The 17,551-nt window shown below is 65.7% G+C and carries 23 protein-coding genes; 17 read left to right on the top strand and 6 right to left on the bottom strand.

Annotated features, from left to right (window positions below; translation table 11 throughout):
* Position 1 precedes the first annotated feature (1 nt).
* Both CHU93_RS14055 and CHU93_RS14060 read right to left on the bottom strand, forming a co-directional pair.
* Complete coding sequence (locus CHU93_RS14055; protein ID WP_094474796.1) at positions 2-901, bottom strand: polyprenyl synthetase family protein; 900 nt, start codon at positions 899-901, stop codon at positions 2-4.
* A 10-nt stretch (positions 902-911) separates the two neighbouring features.
* A complete protein-coding gene (locus CHU93_RS14060) occupies positions 912-1,154 on the bottom strand; it encodes an exodeoxyribonuclease VII small subunit (RefSeq protein ID WP_094474797.1) in 243 nt (80 codons plus the stop codon).
* Between the two features lie 181 nt (positions 1,155-1,335).
* Here CHU93_RS14060 and CHU93_RS14065 point away from each other — a divergent pair, with 181 nt between their 5' ends.
* Entirely contained in the window at positions 1,336-2,448 is a 1,113-nt protein-coding gene (locus tag CHU93_RS14065) for an NAD(P)-dependent alcohol dehydrogenase (protein ID WP_207759287.1), read from the top strand.
* A gap of 76 nt (positions 2,449-2,524) precedes the next feature.
* On the opposite strand, the gene CHU93_RS14070 is transcribed toward CHU93_RS14065, so the two are convergent.
* From CHU93_RS14070 to CHU93_RS14080, 3 genes are all read right to left on the bottom strand, one after another.
* Positions 2,525-3,325, bottom strand: a complete 801-nt coding sequence (locus CHU93_RS14070) for an enoyl-CoA hydratase-related protein (protein WP_094474798.1) — start codon at positions 3,323-3,325, stop codon at positions 2,525-2,527.
* A 59-nt stretch (positions 3,326-3,384) separates the two neighbouring features.
* On the bottom strand, positions 3,385-4,518 hold the full coding sequence (locus tag CHU93_RS14075) for a M14 family metallopeptidase (RefSeq protein ID WP_094474799.1): 1,134 nt from the start codon (positions 4,516-4,518) through the stop codon (positions 3,385-3,387).
* Between the two features lie 61 nt (positions 4,519-4,579).
* Positions 4,580-4,975 carry a RidA family protein gene (locus tag CHU93_RS14080; RefSeq protein ID WP_094474800.1) on the bottom strand — a complete coding sequence of 132 codons (396 nt, stop codon included), beginning with the start codon at positions 4,973-4,975 and terminating at the stop codon, positions 4,580-4,582.
* A 147-nt stretch (positions 4,976-5,122) separates the two neighbouring features.
* Here CHU93_RS14080 and ykgO point away from each other — a divergent pair, with 147 nt between their 5' ends.
* Entirely contained in the window at positions 5,123-5,248 is a 126-nt protein-coding gene (ykgO, locus tag CHU93_RS14085) for a type B 50S ribosomal protein L36 (RefSeq protein WP_086116581.1), read from the top strand.
* A gap of 84 nt (positions 5,249-5,332) precedes the next feature.
* Entirely contained in the window at positions 5,333-5,938 is a 606-nt protein-coding gene (locus CHU93_RS14090; RefSeq protein ID WP_094474942.1) for an HAD family hydrolase, read from the top strand.
* 138 nt (positions 5,939-6,076) lie between these two features.
* Here the strand turns inward: CHU93_RS14090 and pyk are convergent, their stop codons facing one another.
* On the bottom strand, positions 6,077-7,528 hold the full coding sequence (pyk, locus tag CHU93_RS14095) for a pyruvate kinase (RefSeq protein ID WP_094474801.1): 1,452 nt from the start codon (positions 7,526-7,528) through the stop codon (positions 6,077-6,079).
* Positions 7,529-7,621: 93 nt separating this feature from the next.
* Between pyk and CHU93_RS14100 the strand changes: the two genes are divergently transcribed.
* The 14 genes from CHU93_RS14100 (at position 7,622) to leuC (ending at position 17,421) form a co-directional block, all read left to right on the top strand.
* Entirely contained in the window at positions 7,622-7,942 is a 321-nt protein-coding gene (locus CHU93_RS14100; protein ID WP_094474802.1) for a DUF1244 domain-containing protein, read from the top strand.
* Between the two features lie 37 nt (positions 7,943-7,979).
* Positions 7,980-8,219 carry a DUF2312 domain-containing protein gene (locus CHU93_RS14105; RefSeq protein ID WP_086116578.1) on the top strand — a complete coding sequence of 80 codons (240 nt, stop codon included), beginning with the start codon at positions 7,980-7,982 and terminating at the stop codon, positions 8,217-8,219.
* A 16-nt stretch (positions 8,220-8,235) separates the two neighbouring features.
* Positions 8,236-8,880, top strand: a complete 645-nt coding sequence (locus CHU93_RS14110; protein ID WP_094474803.1) for a glutathione S-transferase family protein — start codon at positions 8,236-8,238, stop codon at positions 8,878-8,880.
* Positions 8,881-8,909: 29 nt separating this feature from the next.
* Positions 8,910-9,386, top strand: coding sequence for a (2Fe-2S)-binding protein (locus tag CHU93_RS14115; protein WP_094474804.1), 477 nt, complete (start codon positions 8,910-8,912; stop codon positions 9,384-9,386).
* Positions 9,379-10,146, top strand: coding sequence for an FAD binding domain-containing protein (locus CHU93_RS14120; RefSeq protein ID WP_094474805.1), 768 nt, complete (start codon positions 9,379-9,381; stop codon positions 10,144-10,146). The genes CHU93_RS14115 and CHU93_RS14120 overlap by 8 nt, the downstream gene beginning before the upstream one ends.
* 62 nt (positions 10,147-10,208) lie before the next feature.
* Entirely contained in the window at positions 10,209-10,949 is a 741-nt protein-coding gene (locus tag CHU93_RS14125; RefSeq protein ID WP_094474806.1) for a YebC/PmpR family DNA-binding transcriptional regulator, read from the top strand.
* 29 nt (positions 10,950-10,978) lie between these two features.
* Positions 10,979-11,392 carry a DUF4440 domain-containing protein gene (locus tag CHU93_RS14130; protein ID WP_165768755.1) on the top strand — a complete coding sequence of 138 codons (414 nt, stop codon included), beginning with the start codon at positions 10,979-10,981 and terminating at the stop codon, positions 11,390-11,392.
* Entirely contained in the window at positions 11,389-11,883 is a 495-nt protein-coding gene (ruvC, locus tag CHU93_RS14135) for a crossover junction endodeoxyribonuclease RuvC (protein WP_094474808.1), read from the top strand. The genes CHU93_RS14130 and ruvC overlap by 4 nt, the downstream gene beginning before the upstream one ends.
* On the top strand, positions 11,880-12,479 hold the full coding sequence (ruvA, locus tag CHU93_RS14140; protein WP_094474809.1) for a Holliday junction branch migration protein RuvA: 600 nt from the start codon (positions 11,880-11,882) through the stop codon (positions 12,477-12,479). The genes ruvC and ruvA overlap by 4 nt, the downstream gene beginning before the upstream one ends.
* On the top strand, positions 12,476-13,066 hold the full coding sequence (locus CHU93_RS17350; RefSeq protein ID WP_133064414.1) for a hypothetical protein: 591 nt from the start codon (positions 12,476-12,478) through the stop codon (positions 13,064-13,066). The genes ruvA and CHU93_RS17350 overlap by 4 nt, the downstream gene beginning before the upstream one ends.
* Positions 13,063-14,076 carry a Holliday junction branch migration DNA helicase RuvB gene (ruvB, locus tag CHU93_RS14150; protein ID WP_094474811.1) on the top strand — a complete coding sequence of 338 codons (1,014 nt, stop codon included), beginning with the start codon at positions 13,063-13,065 and terminating at the stop codon, positions 14,074-14,076. Before CHU93_RS17350 ends, ruvB begins: the two co-directional genes overlap by 4 nt.
* A gap of 38 nt (positions 14,077-14,114) precedes the next feature.
* Positions 14,115-14,663: a peroxiredoxin family protein gene (locus tag CHU93_RS14155; RefSeq protein WP_094474812.1), complete on the top strand. Its 549-nt coding sequence runs from the start codon at positions 14,115-14,117 to the stop codon at positions 14,661-14,663.
* 27 nt (positions 14,664-14,690) lie between these two features.
* Positions 14,691-15,941, top strand: coding sequence for a cysteine desulfurase-like protein (locus CHU93_RS14160; protein WP_094474813.1), 1,251 nt, complete (start codon positions 14,691-14,693; stop codon positions 15,939-15,941).
* A 49-nt stretch (positions 15,942-15,990) separates the two neighbouring features.
* Positions 15,991-17,421, top strand: a complete 1,431-nt coding sequence (gene leuC, locus CHU93_RS14165; protein WP_094474814.1) for a 3-isopropylmalate dehydratase large subunit — start codon at positions 15,991-15,993, stop codon at positions 17,419-17,421.
* Positions 17,422-17,551: the final 130 nt, after the last annotated feature.

Genomic DNA, 17,551 nt, shown 5'->3' on the forward strand with positions numbered 1-17,551 from the left:
CTCAATTGTCGCGTTCAACCGCGAACCGGGCAATGGCGCGCAGCAGATCGGCTTCCGGCCCGTGGCCGGAAAGATGGCCGATCGCCTGATCAATCAGGGCATTGGCCTGCGCCCGCGCCCGCTCCAAGCCCAGCAGCGACACAAAGGTCGCCTTGCCGGCGGCGGCGTCCTTCTGCACGGCCTTGCCTGTCTTGGCCGATGTGCCTTCCACATCCAGCAGGTCATCGGCAATCTGGAACGCCAGGCCCAGATCGCGGGCATAGGCGCGCAGCGCCTTGCGCTGGCCTTCCGAAGCCCGGCCCATGATGGCGCCGGCCTCCAGGCACCACTGGATCAGCGCACCCGTTTTCAACTGCTGCAGCCGGGTGATGCCGGCCAGATCATAGGTGACGTCGCCGGCCACCAGATCCATCATCTGGCCACCGGCCATGCCGGCCGGGCCCGATTGCACCGCCAGTTCGGTCACCAGCTCCAGCCGGGCGAACGGGTCTTCGTGGGTGGCGGGATCGGCCAGAATCTCGAAGGCGATATCGTGCAGGCAGTCGCCGGCCAGCACGGCGGTCGCCTCGTCAAAGGCCTTGTGCACCGTGGGCTTGCCGCGCCGCATGTCGTCATCGTCCATGCACGGCAGATCATCGTGGATCAGGCTGTAACAATGGATGCACTCGATGGCGAGCGCGACGCGCAGCGCCCGGTCACGCTCGACATGGAACAGGTCGCAGGCCGCCACCACCAGCAGCGGCCGCATGCGCTTGCCGCCGCCGATCACGGCATGGCGCATCGCTTCATACAGGCGGGCGCGGCTGTCGTCCGGCACCGCCAGCAGCTTGTCGAACCGCTGGTCGATGGCCTTGCCGATGGCGTCCAGCGCCGGCTTCAGCATCACGGGAGAGGGAACCATTGGCCTGGCCTTATTGCGCGTCGAGAGGGCGGGTGGCAACAGGCTCGCCGGCGGCATTCTGCTGGATCAGCTCGATGCGCTGGCGGGCATCGGCCAGCCGCGCCTCGCACAGCGATTTCAGCCGCTGCCCTTCCTCATACAGGTTGATCGATTCATCCAGGCTGCGTTCGCCCGTTTCCAGGGCGCGCACGATTTCCTCAAGGCGCTTCAACGCCTCTTCAAAGCTCAGCTCGGTGGCAGGATCTGTGGTCATCGGCGCCGTAATTGGACGGGCCGCGACACTTGGTCAAGCGCCTGCCGCAGACCCTACCCGGCCAGCCGCCACCGCTCATGCCATTTCAGCGACTTGGCACCCCGTCGCCCTGCCAAATCATGGCGGTTGCGTTGCCCTGCGCCGGGGCCGACACTGCGACGCAAAACAGGGGACCATCGCCATGCCGATCACCACCACCGCCGCGATTCTGCGGGCCCGCGGCGCCCCCTTCAGCCTCGAAACCGTCACGCTGGCCGATCCGGGGCCGGGGCAGTTGCTGGTCAAGCTGGCGGCCTGCGGCATCTGTTTCACCGATGTCGGCGTGCAGCGTTATGAACAGGGAACGCCGCTGCCGCACGTGCTCGGCCACGAAGGCGCCGGCACGGTGATGGCGGTGGGGGCCGGCGTGGAACATGTCGCCCCCGGTGACCGGGTGGTCTTGAGCTATGCCAGCTGCGGCCACTGCCCCAATTGCGCCTCACACCACCCGCAATATTGCGCCAGCTTCATGGCTCTAAATTATGGCGGCGTGCTGCCCGATGGCGCGGTGCCGATGCACCAGGGCGATGCGCCCGTCTATGGCGGCTTCTTCGGCCAATCCAGCTTTGCCGGCCACGCCATCGCCTATGCCCGCAACACGGTGAAGCTGGCCGATGATGTGCCGTTCGAACTCGCCGCGCCGTTCGGCTGCGGCCTGCAGACCGGCGCCGGCACCGCCTACAACACGCTCGACGTGCAATCGGCGCACAGCTTTGCCGTGATCGGCGCCGGCAGTGTCGGCCTCGCCGCCATGTTGGCCGCGGTCGACCGCGATTGCCACACCATCGTGGCGGTGGACCGGGTGGCGGACCGGCTCGATCTGGCCCGCCGCATGGGGGCGACCCACGCCATCAACAGCAATGGCATGGCTGCCGCCGATCTGGCGCTGGCCCTGCGGGCCATCGTGCCCACCGGCATCGACCGGATTGTCGATACCACCGGCGTCTCGGCCGTGGTGCGCGGCGGGTTGGAGGGGCTGGCGGCGCGCGGCCAGATGGCCCTGCTCGCCGTCACCGCGCCCGGCACCGAAATCACCATCAACCCCAACACGCTGCTCGGCGGCCGCCGCCTTGTTGGCGCGGTTGAAGGCGATGCTGATCCGCAAAGCTTCATCCCCTGGCTGTTGGGCCGCCACCGTGCCGGCCGCTTCAACCACGCGCCGCTGGTGCAAACCTATGCGTTCGCGCAGATCAACGAGGCGGTGGCCGACATGGCCGCCGGCCGGGCAGTCAAGCCCGTGCTGCTGATGGACTGAAGCGCAAACCAGATCCTCCCCCGCTGGGGGAGGTTGCAGCCGCAGGCTGACGGAGGGGGCAGCGCGTTCCCGGCCCTTATTTGCCGGTGAACTGCGCCGGCCGCTTCTGCAGGAAGGCACTCACCCCCTCGACGAAGTCGGCGGTGCGCCCGGCCTGCAGCTGGTTGCGCCGCTCCACCATCAGGCCTTCGGAAAGCGGCTTGTCCAGGCACTCGCGGATGCCCTGGCGGATCAGCGCGTAGGACCGGGTCGGCCCCTTGGCCAGCTTTTCGGCGACAGCGCGGGTGGCGGCGGCCAGCTCGGCATCATCGACCACCTTGTACACCATGCCCCAATCCAGCGCCGTCTCGGCCGGGATACGCTCGCCCAGCATCATCATCGCCTGCGCCCGCGCCCGCCCGGCCAGCCGCGGCAGCAGCCAGGTGGAGCCCACATCCGGCACCAGCCCGATGTTGACAAAGGCCTGCAGGAAATAGGCGGATTTGGCCGCGATCACGATGTCACCGGCCAGCGCATAGGAACAGCCGGCCCCCGCCGCCGGCCCGTTGACCGAGGTGATGAACGGCACCGGCAGCGCGAACAGCCGCTCCAAGAGCGGGTTGAAATGACTTTCCAGCACGGCGCCGGCATCGGGCGGACCAGAGCGGCGCGCACCGCCCCCAGCCCCGCCGCCGGCCAGATCAGCGCCCGAGCAGAAGGCACGGCCGGCACCCGTCAGCACCAGCACCCGCGCCGTGCCCTCGTCACGCACCCGGTCCACCGCGTCGATCATCTCGGCAATCACGCCGATGTGCAGCGCGTTCAGCGCCTGCGGCCGGTTGATGGTGATGGTCGCGATGCCATCGGCTTCGTCAAACAGGATATGCTCATAGGCCATGGTCGGTCTCCTCTTGGCGGCCACGATATGGGGGTGCCCGTGGCCCGTCACCCCATCATTCAGCCAAGGTCGGGCAACGTCTCCAAGATGGCCGCCAGGCAATCCCGGCCCAGCTGCATGGAGCGCGCCGGCGACCAGCCGAAGCGGGGGCAGGGCAGGTCATCATTGTCCTTGAACGGCATTTCCAGCGTCATGGCCAAGCAGCCAAAGCGCTCGGCCAGCTGGTTGGTGCTCATGGCCAGATTGGCGGTGCCCGGCCGCGCCACCGGATAGCCCTTGGCGGTCTGGAAATCCGGGCTGATCCGCGCCAGCCGCGCCTTGTAATCGTGCAGCGCCTGCAATTGCCGCTCGGTGATCGACGGGATGCCTTCGAACCCGGCGATGAACACCTGCGGGATGGCCTCGTCGCCATGCACATCCATGGCAAGGTCGCAGCCGGCCTTGTCCATCGCGGCCAGCACGCACAGCACCTCGGGCGATTTCTCTGCCGACGGCGCATGCCATTCCCGGTTCAGGTTCACACCCGCCGCATTGGTGCGCAGATGCCCGCGAACACTGCCATCCGGGTTCATGTTGGGCACGATGTGGAAGGTCGCTTGTCGGCGCAATGTCCGCGCCACCGGATCGGCCGGATCGGTCAACCGTTCAGCCACGCCCTCCATCCACCATTCCGCCATGCTCTCGCCCGGATGCTGGCGGGCATAGAGCCAAACCGTCTTCGGCCCATCACCCAGCACCAACCGGTCAATCGGCCGGCCATCCAGGCTGTGGCCCAGCACGTCCGCCGTCACGCCGGGCCGGGCGGCGATGCGGGCCACCAGATCATGGTGCCGCTCCAGGCTGTAGGGCGCGAAATAGGCCAGCCACAGCTGGTCCACCTCCGGCGTGACGATGATCGTCAACGTGCCGTTGGCCTGGGTCTTGTCAAAGCTGGTCTCGGCCCGGGTCCAGGTCTGCCGGTCAGCCGAGACACAGGCGCGATAGCCTGGCCAGCCATCGGGATAGGCCGAAAAATTCAGATCGATGATGCGGATGATGCAGCGCTGGCCCCGTCCGCCGGACAGGCGGAAATGGAACCATTGGTAAAATTCGCTGTGGGCATCGCGGTTGATCGACAGCACGATCTCGTGCGGTCCGGCGATGCGTTCCACCTTGATATTGCCGGAATCAAAGCCGGCATCGATGCGGATCACTGGTCATGCTCCCCGAAAACTGCGGCCCCGTTGCTGGCAGAGCCGCCGCGATCAGGCAAGCTCAGGCAACGGCGGTGGCCTCAAGCTCGATCATCACCAGCGGATCGAACAGCCGGGCCACCCCCAGCAGCGTGCACACCGGCTGCACCCCATCGGCTGCAAAGATCGGCACAATCTGTTCGGCCCGCAGCATGAACTGGTCCACATCCGTGGTATAGATGTTCAGCCGCACCACATCGCCGGGCACCATGTCGGCCCCGGCCAGCGCATCCTTCACATTGGCCCAGGCGGTGGCGAACTGTGCCACCAAATCGTCTGGATGCAGGGTGCTGCCGTCCGCGGCTGTCGATGTCTGCCCTGAAAGATAGAGCGTGCGGCTGCCGCCCTTCACCTCGATGGCGTGATTCATGTTGTAGTGGGTCAGCCAGGGGGTCGGATTGATGGCACGGCGTTCCATGGCGGCGCTTCCCTTGTTGCCTTTGATCCGGCACAGCGTTCCACAGCGACAAGGGCTTGGCAATTGCCGCCCGCGCGGTTGACAAAGCGCCCGCCCTCCCTTAGCTCGCGGCCTTCGAAACGCCACCGATTCACACCGGAACCGACCATGAAGATCCGCAACAGCCTCAAGAGCCTCAAGGGCCGTCACCGCGATTGCCAGGTGGTGCGCCGCCATGGCCGCACCTATGTGATCAACAAGACCAACCGTCGCTTCAAGGCCCGCCAGGGCTGATTGCGGGCAGACCGGCGATCGCGCCGGTCGCTGTGGTGAGACCCCTGCCAGCCGGCGGGGGTTTTGCTGTTTGGGGAAACGCCGATGGTCCGTGCGGTCGTCTTCGATGTCGGCAATGTGCTGGTCGATTGGAATGTCCGCGCCTTCTATGCGCCGCAAATCCCCGATCCCGCCCGTCTGGATTGGTTCCTTGGCCATGTCGTGACGCCGGCCTGGCATTTCCAGCATGATGCCGGCCGGCCCTTTGCCGAAACCAGCGCCGAGCTCATTGCCCGCTTTCCAGCCGAAGCCGATCTCATCCGCCAGTTCGGCCCGCGCTTCAACGAAACCATCACCGGGCCGATCGCCGGCATGCCCGAACTCGTCGCCCGGCTCGCCGCCGCCGATGTGCCGATCTATGGCATCACCAACTTCTCCCACGAATTCTGGCCGCCGTTCCGGGCACAATGGCCGCTGTTCCATCATTTCCGCGACATCATCGTGTCGGGCGAAGAACGGCTGACCAAGCCCGACCCGGCCATCTACCAGCTCGCGCTGTCCCGCTTCGGCCTGGCGCCGGGGGAGGGGTTTTTCATCGACGACCGCGCCGACAATGTGGAGGCTGCCGCCGCCAACGGCTTTGTCGCCCACCAGTTCCGCGATGCACCAACCCTGGTCGCCGAACTGCACCGGCTCGGCCTGCTGGGCTGACGCCAGCCTTCCCCGAACAGATTCTCGTCATGCTGAACTTGTTTCTGCATCCATGGGATCACGCCCCAAAGGGCGCGAATGTCGGGGCGCACGGCCATGGATGCTGAAACAAGTTCAGCATGACAGCGTGTTACCAGTTCAATAATTCTTCAGCTCATCCCCGGTCAGCCGCACGACATGCACCACATTGGTGGTGCCCGGCGTGGAAAACGGCACCCCGGCGATCAGCACCAGTGGGTCGCCGCCCTTGGCGAGATGGGCCCGCAGCGCCATGCGCTTGGATTTGGCCACCATCTCTTCAAAGCTGCCGACATCGCGGGTGACAACGGCATGCACGCCCCACACCAGCCCCATGCGCCGTGCCGTCGCCAGCGCCGGCGTCAGGCACAATACCGGCACCGCCGCGCGTTCCCGCGCGGCCCGGCCGGCGGTGGAACCGGAAATGGTGAAGCACACGATGGCCCGCGCGCCGATGGTGCGGCTGATGTCCGCCGCGGCGGCCGTGATGGCCGACGCCGTCGAACGCCCCGTGGCGATTTCGGTGTAATGCACCCGGCCCTGGTAACCGGGATCGGCCTCCACCTCGGCCGCAATCGCGTCCATCATGGCGACGGCCTCCACCGGGAACTGGCCGGCGGCACTTTCGGCGGACAGCATCACCGCATCAGCCCCGTCATAGATGGCGGTCGCCACGTCCGACACTTCGGCGCGGGTCGGGGTGGGGGCGGTGATCATCGATTCCAGCATCTGGGTCGCCACCACCACCGGCTTGCCCATCATGCGGGCGGTGGCGACGATGCGCTTCTGCGCCGGCGGCACCGCCTGCGGCGGCAGTTCCACGCCCAGATCGCCGCGCGCCACCATCACCGCGTCGGCCAGTTCCAATATCTCGTCCAGTCGCTCCAGCGCCGCCGGCTTCTCGATCTTGGCCAGCAGCGCAGCGCGGCCACCGATCAGCCGTCGCGCCTCGGCCACATCCTCGGGCCGCTGCACGAAGCTCAGGGCGATCCAGTCCACCCCGCAATCCAGCGCAAAGGCCAGATCGGCGCGGTCCTTCACTGTCAGCGCCGGCAGCGGCACCACCACATCGGGCACATTCACGCCCTTGTTGTCCTTGATGGTGCCCGGCACCTCGACCACGCAGTCAATCGCATCGGCCGAAACGCTCTGCGCCCGCAGCACGATCTTGCCATCATCCACCAGCAGGCGGGCGCCGGGGCGCAGGGCGGCGAAAATCTCCTTGTGCGGCAGGCAGGCGCGCGTCGCATCCCCCGGTGCCGTCTGCCGATCCAGCCGGAAGGCGGCGCCCTTCACCAGTTCGGCACTGCCGCCGGCAATGCGGCCGACGCGCAGCTTGGGCCCCTGCAGGTCGGCCAGAATCGCAATCGGCCGGCCATTGGCCTTTTCAACGCTGCGCACCGCCTGGATCAGCGCGGCCTGGCCTTCGTGGCTGCCGTGGCTCATGTTCACGCGAAAGGCATCGGCCCCGGCCTCGTGCAGGCGGGCGATCATCGCCTCGCTGGCCGAAGCCGGACCCAGCGTGGCAAGAACCTTGACCCGGCGACCACGGGGCTCAAGATGACGCGACATGAAAATGGCCTCTGTATGGCTGCGACTGGGAACGTTCGTTTTGCGGTTGATAGCCTGACATGCGGCGCATTGCCACAGGAGAGCGACGGAAACATGACGATTTTGGCCGATGACAATGTGCGCGAACAGCTTGAAGCGGCGGCCTTTCGCCGGCTGATGCTGCATCTGCGCCAGCGCAGCGACGTGCAGAACATCGATCTGATGGGTTGGAGCGGTTTCTGCCGCAACTGCCTGGGCGACTGGCTGCACGAGGAAGCCGAACAGCGCGGCCTCGCCCTGTCGAAAGACGAAGGCCGCACCCATGTCTATGGCATGAGCCAGGCCGAATGGAAGGCGCTGCATCAGCAGCCGGCCACCCAGGAACAGCTGGATCGCATGGCCGAATCGCTGGCGAAGAATGACGCTGTCCGGTAACCCGCAGCCTCACGCCTCCAGACTTTCAGGGACACACATGAGCGACGAAAATGTCTCCGCCAGCCAGTTGCGCCTGTTCATCGAGCGCATCGAAACGCTGGAAGAGGAAAAGAAGGGCATCGCCGACGACATCAAGGATGTCTATGCCGAAGCCAAGGCCACCGGTTTTGACATCAAGACGATGAAAACGCTGGTGCGTCTGCGCAAAATGGAAACCCAGGCCCGGCAGGAAGCCGAGGCGCTGCTCGAAACCTACAAGGCCGCCATTGGCCTCTGATCGGGGAACGAACCACATGATCCTGTACGGCGGCAAACTCTCTCCCTTCGTGATGCGCCCGCTGCTGGTCAGCCGCGCCAAGGGGGCCGAAGTGGCCCTCGCCAGCTTTGAAGGCGGCATCAAGTCGCCGGAATATCTGGCGCTCTGCCCCACCGGCAAGATGCCGCTGCTGGTCGATGGCGATCTGGCGCTGCCGGAAAGCCAGGTGATCGCCGATTATCTGGATCAGGTGCTGCCCGGCCCGGCGATGGTGCCGGCCGATGCGCGCGGCGCCGCCATGGTGCGGCTGCTCACGCGCCTGGTTGATACCTATATGGTGCCCAGCCTGGGCGGCCTGTTCCGCGGCCGTGAAAACCCGGCCGGTGTTCCGGCCGCCATGCAGGGCATGGGCGACGCGCTTGGCTATATCGAGCATTATCGCCAAGCCGGTGATGAATATGCCTTTGGCAACAGCTTCACCATGGCCGACGCCGCGATGATCCCGGTGTTCTTCTTCCTCGATGCGCTGGATGGCCCGATGCCGACCAAGGCGCTGGTGGCTGCCCGCCCGGGCCTCGCCGGCTGGTGGGATCGCGCCAAGGCCAGCCCGCTGGGCGCCCAGGCCGTGGCCGAACAGGCCGAAGGGCTGAAAGCGATGATGGCGGCGCGCGCGCAAGGCTGATAGGCTGGCCGCAAGACAGGGGAGACGCCATGCAGATCAAGCTGAGCATCAACGGCCAGGCCCATGATGTCGATGTGCCCGCCGCCAGCCTGCTGGTGGAGGTGCTGCGCGACACGCTGGCCCTGACTGGCACCCATATCGGCTGCGACACCAGCCAGTGCGGTGCCTGCAATGTGCTGGTCGATGGCGTGGCGGTCAAAAGCTGCACCATGCTGGCCGCCCAGGCCGAAGGCGCCGCCATCACCACCATCGAAGGGCTGGGCAGCCCGGAGGCGCTGCACCCGATGCAGCAGGCCTTCCGCGAGGCCCACGGCCTGCAGTGCGGCTTCTGCACGCCGGGCATGGTGATGGCCGGGCTTGAAATCGTGCGCAAGCATGGCACCCGCCTCACCCCCGAACTCGTCACCCACGAGCTGGAGGGCAATCTCTGCCGCTGCACCGGCTATCTCAACATCGTGAAGGCGATCGTGGCCGGCGCTGCCGGGATGGAGGCCGCCAATGCGTGATTTCGCTCTCGTCCGCCCCGCCAGCCTGGCCGATGCCGCAGCCGCCTTCTCGGGTGGCGGTGAAGCCGCCTATCTCGCCGGCGGCCACACGCTGATTCCGGCGATGAAATCGCGCCTGCGCATGCCCGATGCCCTGGTTGACCTGTCGGGCCTTGGCCTGTCGGGCATCACCCGCGACGGCAACCGCCTGTGGATCGGCGCGATGACCCGCCATGCCGATGTCGCCACCGGCGCCACCGCCATTCCGGGCCTTGCCGCGCTGGCCAGTGGCATCGGCGATGCCCAGGTGCGCAACCGCGGCACCCTGGGCGGCAGCGTGGCCAACAATGATCCGGCGGCCGATTATCCCGCCGCCTGCCTCGCGCTGGACGCCCTCATCGAAACCGATCGCGGCAGCCACACGGCCGATGATTTCTTCCAGGGCATGTTCACCACGGCGCTGGCTGATGGTGAGATCATCACCCGCATCGGCTTTTCGATCCCGGCCAGATCGGCCTATGCCAAGTTCCGCCACCCGGCCTCGCGCTATGCGGTGGTGGGTGTCTATGTCGCCGATCATGGCGGCCAATGGCGGGTCGCCGTCACCGGTGCCGGCCCCGGCGTCTTCCGCTGGGCCGAGGCCGAAGCCGCCATCGCTGCCGGTGGCGCCCTGCCGGCGATGCCGGCCGATGATCTCAACAGCGACATCCACGCCGGGCCCGATTATCGCGCCCATCTGTGCGGCGTGATGCTGAAACAGGCGCTGGCCTGTCTCGCCTGATTGCCGTGCCGGCCGGCCGTTGCTAAGGCCGCTGCCATCAACCCTGCAGCGAACGAAGCACCATGGCCGGCCACAGCAAATTCAAGAACATCATGCACAGGAAGGGCGCGCAGGACAAAAAGCGCAGCGCCCTCTTCTCCAAATTGTCCCGCGAAATCACCGTCGCGGCCAAGATGGGCATGCCCGATCCCGCCAACAATCCGCGCCTGCGCGCCGCCATCCTGGCCGCCCGCGCCGAAGGCATGCCGAAAGACAATATCCAGCGCGCCGTCGACAAATCGCAGGGCGGCGACACGGCAAACTATGAGGAGGTGCGCTACGAAGGCTTCGGCCCCGGCGGCGTCAGCCTCATCATCGAAACCCTCACCGACAATCGCAACCGCACCGCCACCAACGTGCGCACCATCATGGCCAAGAACGGCGGCAACCTCGGCGCCTCCGGCAGCGTCTCCCACGCCTTCGAACGGCTGGGCCTGATCAGCTACAAGGCCGCGGCCGGCAGCGCCGATGCCGTGTTCGAAGCCGCGCTGGAGGCCGGCGCCGACGATGTGCAATCCAGCGACGACGGCCACGAGATCTGGACCAGCATCGAAAATCTCCACGAAGTCGCCCGCGCGCTGGAACCGGTGCTGGGTGAGGCTGAAGGCACCAAGCTGGCCTGGAAGCCGGGCACCATGGTCACCGTTGGCGCCGACGATGCCGCCCAGCTGATGCAGCTGATCGACAAGCTGGACGATGATGACGATGTGGCATCGGTGTGGGGCAATTATGACGTGCCCGACGACGTGATGGCCAGTTTGTGAAACCGGGCCTGGCAGCACTGCTGATGATCATGGCTACACCCGCCGCGGCCGATCCGGTGGCCGAGATCAAGGCGGCCCGCGCCGCCTACAATGCTGCCATTGCCGCCCGCGATGTGGCGGGCGTGCGCGCCGCCTTCGGCGATGGCTATGTCGGCATTGCCGGCACCACCGGCGAAGCCATCATCGGTGCCGATGCCATGACCGATTATTTCGCCCGCGCCTTCAAGACGAGCGGCTTTCTCGGCTTTGTCCGCACGCCGGCAACCGTCACCGTCGCTGATCCGCCGGCCCGCGCGGTGGAATATGGCCACTGGTCGGGCGGCAGCACCAATGGCGTGCTCAGCGGCGACTATTTCGCCGTCTGGGTGCCCACGCCGCAGGGCTGGAAACTGCGCAGCGAAACCTTCGTCACCCTGGCCAACGGCGCGCGCCCCCGGCCATGAGCCGCACCATCATCGGCCTTGATCCCGGCCTGGCCGCCACCGGCTGGGGCGTGATCGTGGCCGACGGCAACCGCCTCAAGCATGTTGCCCATGGCACGATCAAGACGAAGGTCACCGATGCGATTACCGATCGGCTCAAGGCCTTGCACGATGATCTGATGGCCGTGATTGCCGCCCACCAGCCCGGCGAGGCGGCGGTCGAGGAGGTGTTCGTCAACACCAACCCGCAAACCACCATCAAGCTGGTGCAGGCGCGCGGTGTCGCGCTGCTGTGCCTTGGCCGCGCCCGGCTGATGGTTGCCGAACACGCCACCCGTGCCGTCAAGAAAGCCCTCACCGGCACCGGCGCCGCCGAGAAGCCCCAGGTGCAGGCCATGGTGGAACGGCTGTTGCCCGGCGTGACAATCAATGGCAGCGATGCGGCAGACGCGCTGGCAGTGGCAATCGCCCACGCGCATCTGGTGCGGAGCATGCGTGAGGTGATGATATGATCGCCCGCCTGAAGGGCCTGGTGGACAGCGTGTCGGCAGACAGCCTGGTGGTTGACGTCAATGGCGTCGGCTATCTGGTGCAGGCCTCCACCCGCACCCTCTCCAACCTGTCGGTGGGGCAGGGGCTGGCGCTCCACATCGAAACCCAGGTGCGCGAAGACGCCATCACCCTGTTCGGCTTTGCTGCCGAGGGCGAACTGGCCGCCTTTCGCGCGCTCACCACGGTGCAGGGCGTCGGCGGCCGGGTGGCCTTGAACATCCTGTCGGTCCTCACGCCGGATCAGATCGCCCATGCCGTCGCCGCCGGCGATGCCGCCAGCCTGGCCCGCGCCAACGGCGTCGGCCCCAAGCTTGCCGCCCGCATCGCCAACGAACTGAAGGGCAAGTTGGGCGCCGTCGCGCTTTCGGCCGGGGCGCCGCTGCCGATCAAGGCCGGCGCCCGCGTGGCCGACGATGCCATCGCGGCCTTGGCCGCCCTGGGCTTCCGCCCGATGGACGCCAGCCGCGCCGTCTCCGAAGCGCTGGCCGATCTGGGTGAGGGCGCGGCGCTGAATGATGTGGTGCGGGTGGCTTTAAAAAGGAGTGCAAAGCAATGACCACGGAAACTGATTGGATTTCTGTAGTTCTTTCTGGCTCCTCTCTGGCCGTCTCTATTTGGGCGGCTATCTATGCTTCGAAGTCAGACCAAAAATCAACAGCGCTCACTGAACGGCAGAATGAATTGTCAGAAATGCAAACCAAGCTCAGTAAGATATCTTGGTCTGATGAATATTTTTGCGAGTTAAATCAATGGGCGTCGCAAGTCGCGTTTCTTATTTCAGAGGCGATACATGCTGCGGAAGACCCTGGCGCACAAACCGAAAAGATAAGAGAAGTTCGATCTAAACTTAGTGCATCTATCGATACAGGTCGATTCTATTTTCCAAATAAATATGAAGAAGAATATGGAAAGGAAAAACCGTTTGCGTACCGCGGGTTTCGTCAGGATGTAATTGACTACATAGTTTTTGCATACGATGAAATTAGTAAAAAAGATGGGAAAATAGATCGAGATCAATTGGTTCAATATCAAAGGCTTTTTGTGAGCGAGGTTCAAAAACGTTTGGATCCGAAATCTAGAGAAGCAAAGATCCTTGAGGTGTTAAAGGAGTTTTCTAGCGTTGCCATTGGCAATAAGAAATGACCGCCGATCTCTCCCCCCAGCGCCGTCCGGACGATATTGACGCCGCCCTGCGCCCCAAGGGGCTGGATGAGTTCATCGGCCAGGCCGCCCTGCGCGACAATCTCGGCATCTTCATCGCCGCCGCGCGCAGCCGGGGCGAGGCGATGGACCATGTGCTGCTGCACGGCCCGCCCGGCCTCGGCAAGACCACGCTGGCCCAGATCGTCGCCCGCGAACTGGGTGTCGGCTTTCGCGCCACCTCCGGCCCGGTGATTGCCAAGGCCGGCGATCTCGCTGCCATCCTCACCAATCTCGAACCGCATGATGTGCTGTTCATCGACGAGATTCACCGCCTCGCGCCCGCCGTCGAGGAAATCCTCTATCCGGCGATGGAAGACCGGGTGCTCGACATCATGATCGGCGAAGGCCCGTCGGCGCGCAGCGTGCGCATCGATCTGCCGGCCTTCACACTCGTTGGTGCCACCACCCGCGCCGGCCTGCTCACCACCCCGCTGCGCGACCGCTTCGGTATCCCGCTCAGGCTCAATTTCTACACGGTGGACGAGCTGGAACAGGTCGTCACCCGTGCCGCCCGGCTGCTCGACCTGCCGCTCACCCCCGATGGCGCCCGCGAGATTGCCGCCCGCGCCCGTGGCACCCCGCGCATTGCCGGCCGGCTGCTGAGGCGGGTGCGCGATTTTGCCGGCGGCAAGCCGGTGGACGCGAAACTCGCCGATGCCTCATTGAGCCGGCTGGAGGTGGACCGGCTCGGCCTTGACGCCATGGACCGCCGCTACCTGATGATGATCGCCGATATCTATCGCGGCGGCCCGGTCGGCATCGAAACGCTCGCCGCCGGCCTGTCCGAAGCGCGCGACACGCTGGAAGATGTGATCGAGCCCTTTCTGATCCAGCAGGGCCTCATTGCCCGCACCGCCCGCGGCCGCATGCTGAACGGCCCGGCCTGGAAGCATCTGGGCCTGGTTGCGCCGGCCGAACAAACCATATTGCCGTTGCTTGACGAGGAATGACGCGTAACCTTTCCCGACCCTGATGCGGAGGACCCGATATGCGCACCTTCCTCACCCCGCTCGTCCTTCTCGTCGCCAGCCTGGCCGCCCCAGCCCTGGCCATTCCCGCTGTCGGCGAAAAGGCCCCGGCGGTTGCCGGCAAGGATATCAGCGGCAAGACCCGCACGCTGAAGCAGCTTGCCGGCCGCAAGGGCACGGTGCTGATGTTCTTTCGGTCGGCCTCCTGGTGCCCGTTCTGCAAGGCACAGTTGATCGCCATGAACGACAAGGCCGCAACTGCCCTCGCGTCCAGGGGCTATGCGCTGGTTGGTCTGTCCTATGACGCGCCCGATGTGCTCGCCAGGTTCGCGGCAGAGCGCAACGTGGCCTGGCCGCTGCTGTCTGACCCGCAATCACAGGTGATTGATGGTTGGCAGTTGCGCGATCCCGCCTATCCGGCCGGCAACCGCGCCTATGGTGTGCCCCGCCCCGCCGTTTATGTGATCGATCGGAAGGGCATCATCCGCGCCCGATTGATGGAAGAAAATTACCGCGTGCGCCCGCAACCCGAAGCGGTGCTTGCCGCCGTCGACGCGCTGGGCCAGTAACGACCCCGCAACCAGCGGGGAACCAGCATGATCCTGCCGATCGATACCGTACGCGCCGCCTTTCCGGCGCTGGCCCTTTGCGACGATGGCGTGCCCCGCCATTATTTCGATGCGCCGGCCGGCAGCCAGGTTGCCGGCCGGGTGATCAGTGCGATGACCGATGTGATGATCGGCGTCTGCGCCAATGATGGCGGCCTGTTTCGCACCAGTGTTGCCACCAGTGCGATTTTCGATGCCGCGCTGGCCACGGCGGCAAGCTTCTTCAACTGCGGCGATGATGAAGTGATCTTCGGGCTGAACACCACCAGCCTGTTTTTCCAGATGGCACCGCTGATCGCGCATGATTGGCGGGCTGGGGACAATATCCTTGTCACCCGAATGGACCATGATGCCAATGTCTCCCCCTGGTTGCAGGCCGCCGCCGCGCGCGGGGTGGAGGTGCGCTTCCTGGCGTGGGACCGCGAGACCTTCGCGCTAAAGCTCGAGACCCTGCCCGATCTCATCGATGCCCGCACCCGCGCCGTCGCCGTGGGCCATGCCAGCAACATGCTGGGCACCATCAACGATGTTGCCGCCGTCTGCGCCGCCGCCCGTGCCGTTGGTGCGACCAGCATTGTCGATGCCGTGCAGTCCGCCCCGCATCTGGCGCTCGATGTGGCGGCCATCGGCTGCGACCTCATGTCGGCATCGGCCTATAAATTCTTCGGGCCGCATGCGGCGATCATGTGTGTTTCAAAGGCCCTGCAGGTGCGCATCCCGCCGCTCAAGGTGCGCCCGTCGGTGGATGCCATGCCCACCCGCCTGTCCCCGGGCACACCCAGTTTCGAGGCGATGGCCGGCACCGCCGCCGCCATTGATCATCTGGCCTGGCTGGGCGAGGTGGCCGGCACGGTGACGGCTGACCAGCCGCTGCGCACAAGGCTGGAGGCCGGCTTTGCCGCCGCCCAGGCGCACGAATTGGAGCTGGCGCGGCAGTTCCTCGCCGGGCTGGGCAGCATCAAGGGCGTGACGCTGCACGGCATCGCCAACCCCAACCGGCTGCACGAGCGGGTGGCGACCTTCACCTTCGAAATCGCCGGCCACAGCGCCGATGCCATCGCCGCCGATCTGGCCGCGCGCAACATGTTCGTCTGGAACGGTTATTACTACGCCTGGGAACCTGCCGGCGTGCTTGGCCTCAAGGAACGCGGCGCGGTGCGGGTGGGCTTCACCCATTACAACAGCGCCGCCGAGGTGGAGGCGCTGATTGCCGCGCTGTCCGCCATCGCCGCCGCCTGACCATTTTGCCGCTGGATTTTGCCGCCCCGGCTTGGCAAAGCCTGCCGCCATGACCAGCAGCCCGCGCACCCTCTATCAGAAAATCTGGGACGATCATGTCGTCAAGACGCTTGATGACGGCACCGCGCTGATCTTCATCGATCGCCACCTGATCCACGAAGTGACGACGCCGCAGGCATTCGAAGCGCTGCGCCTCGCCGGCCGCAAGCTGCGCCGCCCCGATCTCACGCTGGCCGTGCCCGATCACAATGTGCCCACCACCGCCAGAGTCCTCAATGGTGTCCGACTGCCGATCGTTGATCCGATGTCAAAGGCACAGCTGGAAGCGCTGGTGACCAATTGCGCCGAATTCGGGGTGGAACTCTACAGCATCGATGCGCCGGAACAGGGCATCGTCCACGTGATCGGTCCGGAACAGGGTTTCACCCTGCCGGGCGTCACCATGGTCTGCGGCGACAGCCACACCGCCACGCACGGTGCCTTTGGTGCCTTGGCCTTCGGCATCGGCACGTCGGAGGTGGAGCATGTGTTTGCCACGCAAACCCTGCTGCTGCGCCAGTCAAAGGCGATGGAAGTCCGTGTCACCGGCACGCTCGGTTTCTCGGTTTCGGCCAAGGATGTGGCACTGGCCGTGTGCGGCGCGCTCGGTTCGGGCGGCGGCGCTGGCTATGTGATTGAATATACAGGCCCGGTCATCGAAGCCCTGTCAATGGAAGGCCGGATGACCCTGTGCAACATGGCCATCGAAGCCGGCGCCCGTGCCGGCCTGGTCGCGCCGGATCAGAAGACCTTCGATTATGTGCAGGGCCGCCCGCGCGCGCCCAAGGGCGATGCGTGGGACAAGGCATTGGCCTGGTGGCAGACGCTGAAGACCGATGCCGGCGCGGTGTATGACCGGGTGATCGAAATTGATGGCAGTGCCATCGCCCCGCTCGTCACCTGGGGCACCAGCCCGGAAGATGTCGTGCCGATCACCGGCACGGTGCCCGATCCGATGAGCTTTGCCGATCCGTCCAAGCAGGCTGCCGCGGCCAAGAGCCTTGATTACATGGGCCTCACCCCCGGCACCCGCATGGCGGATGTGAGCGTCGAGAATATCTTCATCGGCAGTTGCACCAACAGCCGCATCGAGGATCTGCGCGTTGCCGCTGCCGTGGTGCAGGGCCGCAAGCTCGCCGGCAATGTGCGCCAGGCGCTGGTGGTGCCGGGCTCCGGCCTCGTCAAGCGCCAGGCCGAGGCCGAGGGGCTGGACCGCATCTTCATCGAAGCCGGCTTTGAGTGGCGGGAGCCGGGCTGTTCCATGTGCCTGGGCATGAACCCCGATCAGGTGCCGGCCGGCGAACGCTGCGCCAGCACCTCCAACCGCAATTTCGTTGGCCGCCAGGGCCCGGGGTCGCGCACACACCTCCTGTCCCCGGCCATGGCTGCCGCTGCAGCTGTCACTGGCCGCCTGGCCGATGTCCGCGAACTCATGGGGTGAAGCGTCGGCCTTCAACGCTCAACCACTTGTCAATATTGACTGCCAATTTGAAACGAATGGGGCCGGATTGGCAATTGCATAACGAATCCTAAAGCAATTTGTGCCAGACCGACGCTTGCGAGGGTCAAAC

Source organism: Sandarakinorhabdus cyanobacteriorum (assembly GCF_002251755.1).
Classification (GTDB): Bacteria; Pseudomonadota; Alphaproteobacteria; order Sphingomonadales; family Sphingomonadaceae; genus Sandarakinorhabdus; species Sandarakinorhabdus cyanobacteriorum.